The sequence below is a fragment of the Hydrogenophaga sp. genome, from assembly GCF_041633695.1.
Classification (GTDB): domain Bacteria; phylum Pseudomonadota; class Gammaproteobacteria; order Burkholderiales; family Burkholderiaceae_C; genus Hydrogenophaga.
In genome coordinates this window covers 1-13,784 of record NZ_JBFJMY010000074.1, presented here as the reverse complement: position 1 = coordinate 13,784, position 13,784 = coordinate 1, and the positions used below count along the sequence as shown (strand labels likewise).

At 65.1% G+C, this 13,784-nt stretch carries 14 protein-coding genes; 13 read left to right on the top strand and 1 reads right to left on the bottom strand.

Translation table 11 applies throughout. The features are described 5' to 3' along the window. The 9 genes from ABYB95_RS06780 to ABYB95_RS06740 all read left to right on the top strand — a co-directional run. Positions 1-181, top strand: a 181-nt coding sequence (locus ABYB95_RS06780; RefSeq protein WP_372657719.1) for a hypothetical protein, incomplete at its 5' end; no start/stop codon positions are given. Positions 182-195: 14 nt separating this feature from the next. After that, a complete protein-coding gene (locus ABYB95_RS06775) occupies positions 196-1,515 on the top strand; it encodes a CpaF family protein (protein WP_372657718.1) in 1,320 nt (439 codons plus the stop codon). Continuing rightward, complete coding sequence (locus ABYB95_RS06770) at positions 1,505-2,443, top strand: type II secretion system F family protein (protein ID WP_372657717.1); 939 nt, start codon at positions 1,505-1,507, stop codon at positions 2,441-2,443. Before ABYB95_RS06775 ends, ABYB95_RS06770 begins: the two co-directional genes overlap by 11 nt. Before the next feature lie 6 nt (positions 2,444-2,449). After that, positions 2,450-3,400: a type II secretion system F family protein gene (locus tag ABYB95_RS06765; RefSeq protein ID WP_372657716.1), complete on the top strand. Its 951-nt coding sequence runs from the start codon at positions 2,450-2,452 to the stop codon at positions 3,398-3,400. Next, positions 3,397-4,209, top strand: a complete 813-nt coding sequence (locus tag ABYB95_RS06760) for a pilus assembly protein (protein ID WP_372657715.1) — start codon at positions 3,397-3,399, stop codon at positions 4,207-4,209. Before ABYB95_RS06765 ends, ABYB95_RS06760 begins: the two co-directional genes overlap by 4 nt. Positions 4,210-4,240: 31 nt before the next feature. Beyond that, positions 4,241-4,567: a DUF3613 domain-containing protein gene (locus ABYB95_RS06755; RefSeq protein WP_372657714.1), complete on the top strand. Its 327-nt coding sequence runs from the start codon at positions 4,241-4,243 to the stop codon at positions 4,565-4,567. A 32-nt stretch (positions 4,568-4,599) separates the two neighbouring features. Further along, positions 4,600-5,091 (top strand): TadE/TadG family type IV pilus assembly protein, encoded by a 492-nt coding sequence (locus ABYB95_RS06750; RefSeq protein ID WP_372657713.1) that lies wholly within the window; start codon positions 4,600-4,602, stop codon positions 5,089-5,091. Then, positions 5,088-5,594 carry a TadE/TadG family type IV pilus assembly protein gene (locus ABYB95_RS06745; RefSeq protein ID WP_372657712.1) on the top strand — a complete coding sequence of 169 codons (507 nt, stop codon included), beginning with the start codon at positions 5,088-5,090 and terminating at the stop codon, positions 5,592-5,594. The genes ABYB95_RS06750 and ABYB95_RS06745 overlap by 4 nt, the downstream gene beginning before the upstream one ends. Next, positions 5,591-7,705, top strand: coding sequence for a pilus assembly protein TadG-related protein (locus tag ABYB95_RS06740; protein WP_372657711.1), 2,115 nt, complete (start codon positions 5,591-5,593; stop codon positions 7,703-7,705). The genes ABYB95_RS06745 and ABYB95_RS06740 overlap by 4 nt, the downstream gene beginning before the upstream one ends. Positions 7,706-7,763: 58 nt before the next feature. Here the strand turns inward: ABYB95_RS06740 and ABYB95_RS06735 are convergent, their stop codons facing one another. Continuing rightward, entirely contained in the window at positions 7,764-9,170 is a 1,407-nt protein-coding gene (locus ABYB95_RS06735) for a PLP-dependent aminotransferase family protein (RefSeq protein ID WP_372657710.1), read from the bottom strand. 200 nt (positions 9,171-9,370) lie between these two features. Between ABYB95_RS06735 and dctP the strand changes: the two genes are divergently transcribed. The 4 genes from dctP (at position 9,371) to ABYB95_RS06715 (ending at position 13,661) form a co-directional block, all read left to right on the top strand. Continuing rightward, positions 9,371-10,417 carry a TRAP transporter substrate-binding protein DctP gene (gene dctP, locus ABYB95_RS06730; RefSeq protein WP_372657709.1) on the top strand — a complete coding sequence of 349 codons (1,047 nt, stop codon included), beginning with the start codon at positions 9,371-9,373 and terminating at the stop codon, positions 10,415-10,417. Positions 10,418-10,501: 84 nt separating this feature from the next. Continuing rightward, entirely contained in the window at positions 10,502-11,038 is a 537-nt protein-coding gene (locus ABYB95_RS06725; protein ID WP_372657708.1) for a TRAP transporter small permease subunit, read from the top strand. Next, the gene (locus tag ABYB95_RS06720; RefSeq protein WP_372657707.1) at positions 11,035-12,351 is read left to right on the top strand and encodes a TRAP transporter large permease subunit; all 1,317 of its coding nucleotides are present in this window, start codon (positions 11,035-11,037) and stop codon (positions 12,349-12,351) included. Before ABYB95_RS06725 ends, ABYB95_RS06720 begins: the two co-directional genes overlap by 4 nt. Before the next feature lie 32 nt (positions 12,352-12,383). Then, positions 12,384-13,661 carry a hydroxymethylglutaryl-CoA reductase, degradative gene (locus ABYB95_RS06715; protein WP_372657706.1) on the top strand — a complete coding sequence of 426 codons (1,278 nt, stop codon included), beginning with the start codon at positions 12,384-12,386 and terminating at the stop codon, positions 13,659-13,661. The last annotated feature ends 123 nt before the right edge of the window (positions 13,662-13,784 follow it).

Below are 13,784 nucleotides of genomic sequence, written 5' to 3'. Positions count from 1 at the left end.
GGCCGCCAACAAAGGGGAGTTGATTTACCGCAGCGCCCGCAACGACGCGTATGTGCAAGCGCTCAAGCCCCTGATCCAGGACCTGCAACCCAGAAAGCCGGGCCAGCAGGCGAACCCAGAGCGCGACACCATGGGTTGGACCCAGCGCCTGCCGCAATGGTTGAGCAAGAAAACCGTCTGAACGAAGGCCGCCACATGTCCTTAGATCTCGAATTTTCCGATGACAGCAAAGCCTTTCAACACTCTGAAGAGTTCCAGTCGATCAAGGCCTTCCTCCATGAGCACCTGTTGACCCGCATCGAGGAAATGGGGGCTGAGTTCGGCCACTGGTCGCACCAGGGCATCCAGCAGTTCGTGAATCTGGAGTGCGAAAGTCTGGTCAAGCAGCACCGGGTGCCCATCAACAACCACGAAACACAAATCGTGGCCGATGCCTTGACCAAAGAGTTTGTCGGCTTTGGCCCGCTGGAGGATCTGCTGCACGACCCCGCTGTGGAAGACATCCTGATCAACGGCAGCAAGCAGGTCTATGTGTCGCGACACGGCGTGCTGAACAAGGAAGTGCTGAACTTCACCGACAACGACCACCTGATGCGCATCGTGCGGCGCATCCTGGCGCCGCTCGGGCGCCGGCTGGACGAATCCAACCCCATGGTCGACGCCCGGCTCAGCGATGGCGGTCGCATCAACGTGGTGATCGAGCCGCTCGTGATCAACGGTCCGGCGGTCTCGATCCGCAAGTTCCGCAAAGACCCGTTGACGCCCGAAGATCTTTTGCAACTGGGCACTTTCGACGAAAAAATGGGCGAGCTGCTGGAACTGGCGGTGCGGGCCCGTTGCAACATCCTGATCAGCGGCGGCACCAGCTCGGGCAAGACCTCGTTGCTGAACGCCCTGGCCAATTTTGTGCCCGAGAACGAGCGTGTGGTCACGATCGAAGACACAGCCGAGCTCGCGCTCAACCACCCCCATGTGGTCCGCCTGGAATGCCGCCCCGGCAGCTACGAAGGTGCTGGCCACGTGGCCATCCGCGATCTGCTGCGCAACAGCCTGCGCATGCGGCCCGACCGCATCATCGTGGGCGAGGTGCGCGGCGGCGAAGTGATTGAGATGCTGCAGGCCATGAACACCGGCCACGATGGCTCCATGGGCACCATCCACGCGAGCTCAACGCGCGAATGCCTGTACCGCATGGAGATGCTGGCTGGCTTTGCCGGCTACCAAGGCAGCGAGGTGAGCCTGCGCCGCCAGATCGCCAACGCCATCGACTTTGTGGTTCAGATCGCACGCCTGCCCAACGGGGCCCGGCGCATCGTGTCGATCAGCGAGGTCACCGGCCTCAACGACAACACCGTGGCGATGCAGGAGATGTTCCGCTACGAACCCTTGACACAGCCCGACGGCGAAGAAAAAGACCATTGGGTCTCGCTGGGCCTGACACCCCACTCCTCGAAAATCGCGCGCTTCCGCCAGGCCCTGCAACGCCACATCCCGGAGTACCGCCATGTTCAGTAGCGCATGGCTGTTGATGAGCGCCGCGTTGGTGCTGGCCGGCTCGGGTCTTTTTCTGTGGGACCTCACCAACCGGCGCAAAGCACGCCAAGTGGCCAACCAGACTCTGGCCAAACGCATGGCGCTGGAAGCCAGCTCCAAAACCAACGACCTGCGCTTTGGCAACCCCACGTCCAGGACACCGCCCACCACCACGCGCACAGCGGAAACCGTTGCGCTGCCCGAATGGCTGCTCGGCGCACTGACGTCGCAGCAGGTCCTGGGCGGTCTGACGCTGTTGACCACGGTGTGCCTGCTGGTGGGTTTGCTGGCCAACTGGTTCAGCGCCCTGGGCCTGCTGGCGCTCGGTTTGCTCGCCACCACCTTCGTCACCTGGCTGCGGCTGCAAAAAATGCGCGCACAGCTGGTGCGCCAGTTGCCCGGTTTTCTGGATGTGATGGTGCGGCTCATACGCACCGGCAACTCCACCCAGTCGGCGTTTCTGCAAGCGGTTTCGGCGAGCGCAGCGCCGCTGCGCCTGCACATGGACAACGCCATGAGCCTGGTGCGTGCCGACCGCAACATCGACCAGGCGCTGCAACACATTGCCGAAAAGGTCCGTGTCGATGAGCTGTACCTGCTGGCGTCCATTCTCGGTCTGGGTGTGCGTTACGGTGGCCGCTCCGATGTGCTGCTGGAGCGTGTCGCCCACTTCATGCGGGACCACGAGGAAATGGAGCACGAGCTGGTGGCCATGTCCTCCGAAATCCGCATGTCGGCCTGGATTCTGAGCCTCCTGCCGCTGTTTGTGGGCGGGGCCATCGTGGTGCTCAACAGCGCGTATTTTGGTCACATGTGGAACGATGCCACGGGACAGCACATGATTTTTTCTGCCCTGGCCTTGCAGGTGGCCGGGGTCTTCCTGCTGTACCGCCTTGCGCGCCTGGAGTGAACCGGTATGACCACCCTCCCGCTTATCCCCATGGCCCTGTGCATGCTGGCGTTGGCCACGCTGCTGGCGGCGGCCCTTCTCTGGTGCGGGCAGTCCCACCGCGCCCGCAACGGCAGAACGATCCAGAACGCGTTGCAGCAGACCAGCCCACGCGCACGGCTCAGCGCGGGTGACGCCCCGGTCGACCCGGCTGCGGCACGCAACGAGCGCCTGCGCTCGCAATGGCTGGACAACCGGGCCGCCCGGGTGCTGGTGGCCGCCGAGGACCGCCACCTGATCCAGCAGTCGGGCGTGTCACCGGTGTGCGCCGAGATCGCGCTGCTGCTGTCGCGCGTGCTGCTCGCGGTGGGCTTGCCGCTGATCGCGTGCCTGACGGTCGTCGATGTCAGCCGCAACAGCCCGGAAAATTATCTGGCTCCGACCTTCGCCCTGGTGCTGGGTTTCATGCTGCCCAAATGGGTGCTTCAAGCCACCGCCTCGCGCGGCAGACGCCGGGTGGGCCGTGAGCTGCCGCTTTTTGTCGATTTGCTTGGATTGCTGCAAGGTGTGGGACTGAGCCTGGACCAGAGCCTGCAGGTCGTGGCCAACGAATTCCAGGGTGTGCTGCCGGTGTTGAGCCACGAAGTGGCACGCGCCAACCGCCAATACACACAGGGACGCAGCCGGGAACACGCGTTTCAGCGCATCGCCAGCCTGCACGGCAACCAGCACCTGTCCGACTTTGTGGCGCTGATCCTGCAGGTGGACAAACACGGTGGCGCGATCCAGGAACCGATCCGCCAGTTCAGCGAGCGCTTGCGGGTGCACCGCAAAGCCGACATGAAGAAGCGGGTGGGCACCATCACCGTCAAGATGACGGTCGTGATGGTGACCACCTTGTTGCCCGCCCTGATGGTCATCACAGCCGGCCCCGGCTTGCTGGCCGTCATGCGTTCTCTTGGGAGCATGATCCGATGAAAACCCCTTCCCTGCACTTGGCCCTGCTGCTGTGCGCCAGCGCCTTCTTGGTTGGCGCTTGCGCGGCCCCAGCCACCCGTGCGATGGCCGAACCACCGCCGGCTGCGGGCAATCCGCCGGCCGACCCGGCCGCCGAGTCCACGCTCGAAACGCTGCCGACCTACCTCTCGCTGGTGCAGCAGATGCAAGGCAACGGCATGTGGTTCGCGTCCCTGGCCCACATCGATGCCATGGAACAAAAGTTCGGTGCTTCGCCCGAGACCCGGCTGTTGAAAGCCGATGCCCTGCGCCAGACCGGGCAATGGCCCGCCAGCGAAGCCTTGTACCTGAAGTTGCTGGACACGCCGGTGCGTGCGGCGGCCTACCGGGGTCTCGGACTGCTGGCCGGCAACCAGCAGCATTTTCCGCAGGCCATCGAACAACTTGAAAAGGCGCGCCAGCTGCGCCCCACCGACGGCATGCTGCTCAACGACCTGGGCTATGCGCACCTGATGGCGGTGCGCTTCGACGGCGCCCAGTTGCCGCTGATGCAAGCCACGCAACTGTTGCCCGGCAACCCCAAGGTCGCGGGCAACCTGGCCCTGTATTTTCTGGTGGTGGGGCAGGCCGATCAGGCCCGGCGCGTGATGGACCAGGGCCGCTTCAGCGCCGAGGCGCGCCAGGCCATCGAACAGCTGGCACAGACGCTCAATCCCCAGAGCACACCCGCGATGCCCGCAGCGCAGCTCCGGCTCAAAAGCGCCCAGGAACTCGGCCCGGTCCGCGTCACCCAGGTCACGACCGAACCGTCCGCCGAGTCCGCCCGCTGACACCCGCTTGTCCAACCTGGAGCATTCCGCCATGAAAACCACCCACGCTGCCCTCATCCTTGCGCCGCTCCTGCTGGGCAACTCGCCCTTGTGGGCCCAGCACACACCCGCGGTGGACATCCGCGCAAACGCCACGGAGGCTTCGATCGCCGCGCCGCCGCTGCGGATTGGCGACGCCACCCGCTCGCTGCTGGCGCAACAGCGCCAGGGCAGCCAGGCATCCGCCGTGGACCGGCCTATCGACGGCAGCGTCGCCGCGCTCAGCCACCAGCGCTACCTGCAAAGTTTTGAACGCCCGGTGCCCGAGTGGTTTCGCTCCCGCATGGGTGACACCAAATCCGGCGGCGCCTCGCAGTAAATCCCGTCAACACCCGACCTGGTGACCCGGTCATGAAACCGCAACCGTCTCTCGCAGCCCGGCAGCGCGGTGCGTATGCGGTCGAGTTCGCCATCGTGTTCCCGCTGTTCTTTGCGCTGTTCTACGCCTTGCTCAGCTACGGCATCGCGTTCGGCCTGCGCCTGGGCCTGCAGAACGCTGCCGAAGAAGGTGCGCGTGCCGGCCTGCGCTACCAGGTGGTGGCCGGCAGCCAGTTGCCCGCCCGCCTGCAGGCGGCACAGACCAAGACCACGGGCCTGGTGACCTGGCTCCCGTTTGCCCCCACCGTGTCGGCCCAGGTCTGCTTGCTCGGAGGCGCCTGCAGCGACGGTTCGGGTACCGTGGCTTGCGGTGCCAATCTGGACCCCGGCTGCACGATCAACGTGACGGTTTCCTACCCCTATGCGCAGCAACCGATCGCGCCTCCCCTGCCCGGTTTTGGCATCTTCATGCCCGAAACCCTGGTCGGACGGGCCAGCATCTTGCTGGATGGAAGAGCGCTGTGAAACGAGCCGCACGCCACGTCCTGCGCCATGCCTCCCGCCAGGCTTGCCGTGGCGTGGCGGCGATCGAATTTGCCTTGGTGGCGCTGGTTCTGATGGCCTTTCTGTACGGCATCGCCACCTTTGGCGCGGTGCTGTACACACAACAAGTCGTGGCCCGGTCGGCGGAAGACGGCGCACGCGCCGTGGCCTTGTTACCCGTGGCGGCCTTGGTCGACGAGGGCCGCGTGCGGGCCGTGGTGCTGGACTCGCTGTCCCAGTCCCTGGTGGCGCCACCAGCCCACAACGCGACGCAACAACAACGCCTGAACTGGTTGGACCAGGCCGTGACCGTGACCGTGCTGACGCAGGGCGTTGCAGGGCAAGCCGGTAGCCGCGCCGACGTGACGGTGGCCTACCCCTACAGCCAGAACCGGGTGTTGCCGACCATGCCTTTGCTCGACACCAGCCGCTGGATGCCCGACACCCTGCGCAGCCGCGCCACAGTGGCGCTGGAGCAACCATGAAATACCCGCTCACCGCCACCCCACCGATGGGAAGGCGCGCCCATCCCACCCGGTTGGCCCAGCGCGGATCGATCTTGATCAACGCGGCCGTCGCCCTCTCGCTGGCGGTCGTTTTGCTGGTGGGTCTGGATCTGGGCTACCTCTTCTACTTGAAGCGGGACATGCAGAAAACCGCCGACCTCTCGTCGCTCGCTGCGGCGCCCCATGTGCAGCCCAACGACTGCACCGCCGCCGAAGCCGCAGCCCTGAGCAACGCCAGCTTGAACCTGAGCGGCTTCACACCAGTCGCCGGCTGCGGCAACTGGAACCCGGCCCATGCCGGTCCATCGCACTTTGTCGCGGGCCAGACCCCGTTCAATGCGGTGCGCGTGGGCTTTCTGGTGACGCCCCCACCCCTGCTGCCCATGCCCACCATCGCGCGCACCATCGGCGTGGAAGCGGTGGCCGCGATCGACTCCCCGGTGGCGGCCTTCTCGGTGGGCTCGCGCCTGTTGCGCCTGCAATCCGACAGTTTGCTGCCCAGCATGTTGAAAACCCTGGGTGTCGGCCTGAGCGACACCGACATACTGAGCTACCAGGGCCTGAAAAACGCGAGCATCACGGGGGCGGGTCTGCTGGCCGCGTTGAACGTACCCGTCAGTGCGGATATCGACGTGGGAACACTGAATGCCTTGGCGGTCGTTCGCGACCTCACGCTGGGCAACCTGCTGAACGCCACGCTGGTCTCGCTGCAATCACAAGGTCCAACGGTATTGGGTCAGGTGCTGCTGCTGGAGCATCTGACCCAGCACCTGAACAGCGACACGCTGAACACCCGCATTCCGCTTTTCGGCACCACCAACCTGGCCGGCATTCTGGTGGGCCTGGACGATACCGGTATAGCAGCCCTCGACGCCCGTGTCGATGTGCTCAGCCTGGTCAGCACGTCGCTGGCGGTGGCCAACGGTTCCCACTTCATCGACATGCCCGCGCTCAGCGTTCCCCTGCTGGGTGTCGCGGTCAAAGTCACCGTGGTGGAGCCCCCGACGATCGGCATCGGTGGGGTCGGCACCATCGCCCGCACCGCGCAGATCCGCAGCTACGTGCGCGTCAATTCCAACGGCGTCCCGCTGTTGGGTGCGGTGCTCGACTTGTTCGGCACCAGCCTGGACCTGCCCATCATCGTGGAGCTGGCGCAGTCCAGCGGTGAACTGACCGCCATCGACTGCCAGTCGCCTCGCCAGAACGCCACCATTGCCGTGTCGTCGTCTGCGGTCAATCTCTGCATGGGCCGCTTCCACGACATGACCAGCGACAGCGACAACAACAACGCCCATTTCTTCTCCGCCAACAACCGCTGCGCCCCGGACAGCAGCGGCCAGGTGCCGGACGCAGCCGACGGTGTGCGGCGCCACAAGGTACTGAATGTGCTCGGCCAGTTGCCGCTCGGCGCGCGGGTCGGCCTGCCTTTGCTGCCAGCGCCATCGGTGGTCAGCACCGGGTCGCTCAACGAACCATCGGACCCACCCGACGGCACGCACCAGGCCACGGTGGGCGCTGCGCCGTTGAGCTTCAACCAGGCCGCCAGCAACCTCGCCGACGCGGTGACCGTCGGTATTCTGGGCGACGTGTTGGGACAAGGCGTGGCTGCCAGCTACGCGCAACGCGATGCACTCGCCACCAGCCTGGTCGGCAACGGCAACGGGGGCCGTGGCCGCAGCATCACAGAAGTCCACCAGGGTTTGCAGGATTCGGCCGACTTGTTGGTGCCGCTCTCGCAACGCATCAACAGCGGTGGGCTCTCTGGTCTGCTGGGTGGCGTACTCAACAGCGTGGGCGGATTGCTTGACAGCGTTTTGCTCGATCCGCTGGCGGACATCAGCTGCAATCTCGCGCTGCTGCCGAGCGGCGTGCGCGCTTGTCGGGTGGCCCACATCCGCGACCACACCCTGGCCAACGGCAACAAGCTTCTGGGTGCCAGCCTGGACATGGTGATCGCTTTGATCGACCCCGCTTTGAGCAGCCTCTCTGCGGTCTTCGAAAACCTGTTGAACACCTTGGGTCTGAGCCTGGGGGAAACCGATGTGGAAGTGCTTTCGGTGAGCTGCGGCCGCCCCAAACTGGTGTACTGACACCGCGCCTCAGAAGCCTTGCAACACCACAGTCCCGCTGCACACGCGGTGCGCAGCTTCAGCCCCCGGTCCGCCACGCTACCCGCATGAACCGCAGAAAGCGCGGGTCGCTGGCATAGGCCACGTTGACCCGCATGGCGGGCTTGCCGCCGGCGCGGTTCGGGTAGAACACCGCACCGGGTGCCAGAAAAATGCCGTTGGCGGCGGCCTTGCGTGCCAAGGCCATTTCGGTGAGCGGCGGCGGCAACTCCACCCACAGGTAGTAACCGCCGGTATGCCCTGGCTCGGGCGCAACGCCGATGGCGGCAAGCGACTGCAAGGCCAAGGCATGGGCTTCTTCCAACCGCACCTTCAGGCGCGCCAGATGGCGCCGGTACTGGCCGCCAGACACCAACTGCCAGACCACCCGTTCGACAAAATCGGAGGTGGAAACAATGGTGAGCATCTTCAAATCGCACAAGGCGCTGATGCGGTCGGCCGCGCCCGCGATGTAGCCCACCCGCAAACCGGCGGACAAGGTCTTGGAGAAACTGCTGACGTACACCACCCGTTCCAGTTGGTCGAGCGCGGCCAGCCTGGGCGCCGAGGCGGGCAACAAATCGGCGAACGGGTCGTCTTCCACGATCAGGAAATCGTGCTGCGCAGCCAGCTGCAACAAGCGGTGCGCTTTGGGCAACGACAACGATCCGCCGGTGGGGTTGTGCGCCAGCGACTGGGTGAAAAACACCTTGGGCCGGTGCTCCTCCAGCAAAGCCTGCAGCGCATCCAGATCCGGCCCATCGGCCAGCCGGGGCACACCCACCATCTGTACCTTGGCCAGCTTGAGTTTGCCGAACAAGGGGTAGTAGCCCGGCGAATCCACCAGCACGGTGTCGTCGGCATCGAGCAGGTGGCGGATGATCAGGTCCAGCGCGTGGTTGGCGCCTTGTGTGAGCAACACCTGGCGCGGACTGACGTGCACCATGCGCTCGTTCAGCAGCCGCACAATGGTTTCCCGCAGCGGCAGATAGCCCCAGGGTGAACCGTACCCATGGTCCATCTCCGCCACCGCACCGCTGCGGGCACGGCGCAAGTGCCCACCCAGCTCCGACGCCTCCATCCAGGAAGCCGGTGGACGACCGTCGCCCACCCGCAGTTCGTAGTGCTGTTCCAGTTGCTCGCGCAACAGCGAGACCACGTCCACCGCCTCGGTGACGTGCGGCGCCGTCGCGTGGGTACGGTGGCTGGGCAGTTTGCGCACGTAGTAGCCCGAGCCGGGGCGCGCTTCGGCATAGCCCCGGGCAATGAGCCGGTTGTAGGCCTCTACCACCGTGTTGCGGCCCAGCCCTTCCTTGTCGGCACAGTCGCGGATCGAACGCAGGCGTGTGCCCGCCGGCAAGGCGCCCTGGTCGATCGCCTGGGCGAGCTTGAAAGCCAGGCTTTCGACCTTGTTCTGCGAAGCGCCATCGTTGTTTTTGCTGCTCATGCCTTGAACGCCAAAGTGTCACCCTGTTTGAATGGATACAGTTTTCGCAACTGTGCCTAAACTGTACCCTTATTGTTTGCCGTCTATTCGTAAACTTGCACGGTCGCGATGGAACACGGCGCCACCCACCGGCGCGTTTCGGCGCGGACAGTCCGCCTGCATGGCCGCATGCAGGCACCCATACCAACAGGAGACAACACATGACCGATTCGACCGTTCAACGGCGCCGCTTTCTGAAGACCACCTTGGCCACTGCGGCCGTTGCAGGCGCAGCCGTTCCCATGGCGGCCCAGGCCCAGGCCACGGTGACCTGGCGCATGCAAGCGCTGTGGGACGGTGGCACCACCCCCCAGAAGTTCGAAGAAAAGTTCGTGGCCCGCGTAGCCGAGCTCACCGGCGGGCGCTTCAAGATCAACCTGTTCGCAGCCGGCCAGATCGTGCCCGCTGCGCAGGCTTTTGACGCGGTACGCGGCGGCGCCTTCGAAATGATGAAAACCTTCGACGGCTACGAAGCCGGCAAGATTCCGGCCTTCGCCTTCACCAGCACCATCCCGTTCGGCTTTGCCGAGAGCGACGATTACGAAGCCTGGTTCTACGAAAAAGGCGGCCTCGATCTGGTGCGCCAGGCCTACGCACCGGCCGGTCTGCACTACATCGCCCCCACCGTGTACGGCCAGGAGCCGCTGCACTCCAAGGTGCCGATCCGCAAGATCGCCGACCTGGCCGACAAGAAGGGCCGCTTCGTCGGCCTGGCCTCGACCGTGATGGGCGCGCTGGGCGTGTCGGTGACACCTCTGCCCACCGGCGAGGTGTACTCCGCGCTCGACAAAGGCGTGATCGACATGGCCGACCGGGGCGACCTGACCGCCAACTTCGAAGCCGGTCTGGCCGAGGTCGCCAAGTACGTGATCGTGCCCGGCTTCCACCAGCCCACCACCGCCACCTCCTACGTGGCCAACAGGGGTGCGTTCGACAAGCTGCCAGCAGAATTCAAGGCGGCCCTGGCTGTGGCGGCGCGCGAGGTCTCATCGGCCCTGCGCCAGCACATTCTGGTGAACGACACGATCGCGCTGGCCAAGTACCAGGCCAAGGGCTGCGAAATCATCCGCTTCAGCGCCGCCGACGTGGCCGCCGCCCGGCCCAAGGCCATGGTGGCCTGGCGCACCGCCACCAAGGGCGACGCCCTGGCGGGCAAGATCCTGGACAGCCAGATCGCCTTCATGAAAGAGCTCGGCCTGCTGGCCTGATGCCCTGAGGTCACACACCGGCGCTGCCCAACACGGGCGTGCCGGTGTGGTGGCCTGCACCTTCGTTTCCCCTCTGGAGTCTGTATGCCTGCCTGGCTGTCTGTCGCCACGTCGGCCATCACCACCCTCAACCGCTGGATCTTCCAGATCACGGTGTGGTTGATGGCGATCGTGGTTCCCGTGATGCTGTACGAGGTGGTGATGCGCTACCTCTTCAATGCGCCCACCGTCTGGGGCATGGAGCTGGCCGTGTTGCTCTTTGGCCCCTACTTTCTGCTCGGTGGCCCCTACCTGTTGCACCTGCGCGGCCACGTCGCGCTGGATCTCGCGCGCCAGCGCCTCAGTCTCGCCTGGCAGCGCCGGCTGGACCTGATCAATTTCCCCATCATCGTGTTCTTTTGTGCCGTGCTGCTGTACTTCAGCGCCCCGTCCGCGTTCAGCGCCTGGACTTACCGTGAAACCAGCTTTTCGGCCTGGAACCCGCCGATCTGGCCGGCCAAAGTCATGGTGCCGCTGGCCCTGGCGCTGATGCTGTTGCAGGCGCTGGTGGAATTCGTGCGTGTGCTGTTCCGCGCGCCCGACACGGCCGCACAAAGCCCCACCGAGGCGGCCCACCCATGAGCGCCAACACCATTCTGTTGCTGATGTTCGGCAGCCTCACCGTGTTCATGCTCACCGGCCTACCCATCGCTTTCGTGCTGGGCGGCCTGTCGCTGCTGTTCACCGTCACGCTGTGGGAACCCAACGCCGTCATCGTGCTGGTGCTGCAGATCTACGACACCATGAAGTCGGAGGCGCTGCTGGCCATCCCGCTGTTCATCCTCATGGCCTGCATCCTGCAGCGCTCCGGGGTGATCGAAGACCTGTACCGCGCCATGGAACTGTGGTTCGGCCGCATCAAAGGCGGCCTGGCCATCGGCACCGTCATCATCTGCGTGGTGATGGCTGCCATGACCGGCGTGGTCGGCGCGGCCGTCACGGCCATGGGCATTCTGGCGCTGCCCGAAATGCTCAAGCGCGGCTACAAACCGCAGCTGGCACTGGGCACCATCTGCGCCTCGGGCACGCTGGGCATTCTGATCCCGCCTTCGGTGCTGACCATCGTCTACGCGGTCACGGCGCAGATTTCCATCGGGCAGATGCTGATCGCCGGCCTGGTGCCGGGTCTGATTCTGGCGAGCCTGTACATCGCCTACATCGTGGTCGTGGGCTGGTTGAAACCCGAGTGGGTGCCGCTGGATCCGAACATGCAGTCGGTGCCGCTCAAGACCAAGCTGCTGGCCCTGAAGGCCCTGGCCTTTCCGTCCATGCTGATCGTGATGATCCTGGGTTCGATCTTCTTTGGCGTGGCCACGCCCACGGAGTCGGCGGCGGTCGGCGTGGCCGGCGCCATGATCCCGGCCCTGCTCAAGCGCCGCCTCAACCTGGACATGCTGCGTGCCAGCGGCGTCGATTCGCTCAAGGCGACCTCGATGATTCTGTGGATCACGCTCGGCGCCAAGGCCTACGTGGCGATCTTCACCGGCCTGGGCGGCGCCGACACCTTGCTCGAATTCATCAAGGGTCTGGAAGTCAACCGCTGGTTGATCCTCGGCGCCATGATGCTCTTGCTGGTGTTCCTGGGCACGGTGCTCGACGAGCTCGGCATCATCTTGCTCACCGTGCCGGTGTTCCTGCCCATCGTGCGCCTGCTGGGTTTTGACGAACTCTGGTTCGGCGTGTTGTACGCCATCACCATCCAGATGGGCTACATCAGCCCGCCCTTTGGCTACACGCTGTTCTACATCAAGGGCACGCTGCCCAAGCACATCGGCATGGACCTGGTCTACAAGGGCGTGATTCCCTTCTTCATCCTGCAGTTCGTGGGCCTGCTGATCTGCGCCGCCTTCCCCGATCTGGTCACCTACCTGCCGCGCCTGATGGCCGAGCGCTAAAGCCCCCTTCTTCCATTTTCAGAGGACACCCCATGGACACCCATGCCCCCAGCAGCCGCATCGGCGGTTTCCACAAGTTCGACGTGGCCCAACGCATCGCCAGCGTGGCGCAGTTTGCGCGGCTGGATGAGGCCGACCAGGCCTTGTTGCAGAACACCGGCAACCTGCCCGCCGAGCTGGCCGACCACCTGATCGAAAACTTCATCGGCACCATGAACATCCCGGTGGGCATCGCCACCAACATGAAGATCGACGGACAAGACCGCCTGATTCCGATGGCCACGGAAGAGTCTTCGGTGGTGGCGGCGGTGTGCAACGCGGCGCGCCAGTGTTACGACAGCGGTGGCTTCACGACCTCCATGTCGGGCACCGAAATGATCGCGCAGATCCAGCTCACGCACGTGACCGACCCGCAGCATGCGCGCCTGCAGATCCTGGAGAAAAAAGACACCATCCGCGAGCTGTGCAACGCCTGCGACCCCATCCTGGTCAAACTCGGCGGCGGCTTTCGCGACCTCGAAGTCCGGGTGCTGGAAACGCGCGGCGGCACCATGGTGGTCACGCACCTGATCGTGGACACGCGCGACGCCATGGGCGCCAACGCGGTCAACACCATGGCCGAACGCATCGCGCCGCGCATCGCCGAATGGACGCAGGGCAAAAGCAACCTGCGCATCCTGTCCAACCTGGCCGACCGGCGCCTGGCGCGTGCACGCTGCACCTGGCGCCTGGCCGACATCGGTGGCGCCGAAGTGCGCGACGCCATGCTGGCCGCCTACCACTTCGCCGAAGCCGACCCCTACCGCGCGGCCACGCACAACAAGGGCATCATGAACGGCATCAGCGCCGTGGTCATGGCCACCGGCAACGATACCCGCGCGGTGGAAGCCGGCGCGCACGCATATGCGGCACGCAGCGGGCGCTACTCCAGTCTGTCGACCTGGGAAGTCACGGCCCAGGGCGATCTGGCCGGTTCGATTGAAATCCCCATGGCGGTCGGTCTGGTGGGCGGAGCGACCAAACTGCACCCCAGCGCCAAGGTGGCGCTCAAGGTGCTGGGTGTGAACACCGCCGAAGCCCTGGCCCGCACCATCGCCGCCGTGGGCCTGGCGCAGAACTTTTCGGCCATGAAGGCCCTGGCCACCACCGGCATCCAGAAGGGCCACATGGCCTTGCACGCCCAGAACATCGCCATGATGGCCGGGGCCGTGGGCGAAGAGATCGACGCGCTGGCCCGCATCCTGGTGGCCCAAGGCGCCGTGCGGCAAGACGTGGCCGAGGCCGAACTGCAAAAACTGCGCGCGGGTTGAAGACCAGCGCAGGCTCCTAGGAGCCTGCGCGGCAGAAGGCGTCGAAAGCGAAAATCGCCCCCAGCGAGGACAGTTTTTGCCGGATGTGCAGCCCCATAGCCCGGCTATGGGGCAAATAGACGG

Bases quoted from the DNA above. Each gene is read 5' to 3' on its own strand.
- ABYB95_RS06775 (WP_372657718.1), top strand. From the start codon at position 196: ATGTCCTTAGATCTCGAATTTTCCGATGACAGCAAAGCCTTTCAACAC.
- ABYB95_RS06770 (WP_372657717.1), top strand. From the start codon at position 1,505: ATGTTCAGTAGCGCATGGCTGTTGATGAGCGCCGCGTTGGTGCTGGCC.
- ABYB95_RS06765 (WP_372657716.1), top strand. From the start codon at position 2,450: ATGACCACCCTCCCGCTTATCCCCATGGCCCTGTGCATGCTGGCGTTG.
- ABYB95_RS06760 (WP_372657715.1), top strand. From the start codon at position 3,397: ATGAAAACCCCTTCCCTGCACTTGGCCCTGCTGCTGTGCGCCAGCGCC.
- ABYB95_RS06755 (WP_372657714.1), top strand. From the start codon at position 4,241: ATGAAAACCACCCACGCTGCCCTCATCCTTGCGCCGCTCCTGCTGGGC.
- ABYB95_RS06750 (WP_372657713.1), top strand. From the start codon at position 4,600: ATGAAACCGCAACCGTCTCTCGCAGCCCGGCAGCGCGGTGCGTATGCG.
- ABYB95_RS06740 (WP_372657711.1), top strand. From the start codon at position 5,591: ATGAAATACCCGCTCACCGCCACCCCACCGATGGGAAGGCGCGCCCAT.
- ABYB95_RS06735 (WP_372657710.1), bottom strand. From the start codon at position 9,170: ATGAGCAGCAAAAACAACGATGGCGCTTCGCAGAACAAGGTCGAAAGC.
- dctP (WP_372657709.1), top strand. From the start codon at position 9,371: ATGACCGATTCGACCGTTCAACGGCGCCGCTTTCTGAAGACCACCTTG.
- ABYB95_RS06725 (WP_372657708.1), top strand. From the start codon at position 10,502: ATGCCTGCCTGGCTGTCTGTCGCCACGTCGGCCATCACCACCCTCAAC.
- ABYB95_RS06720 (WP_372657707.1), top strand. From the start codon at position 11,035: ATGAGCGCCAACACCATTCTGTTGCTGATGTTCGGCAGCCTCACCGTG.
- ABYB95_RS06715 (WP_372657706.1), top strand. From the start codon at position 12,384: ATGGACACCCATGCCCCCAGCAGCCGCATCGGCGGTTTCCACAAGTTC.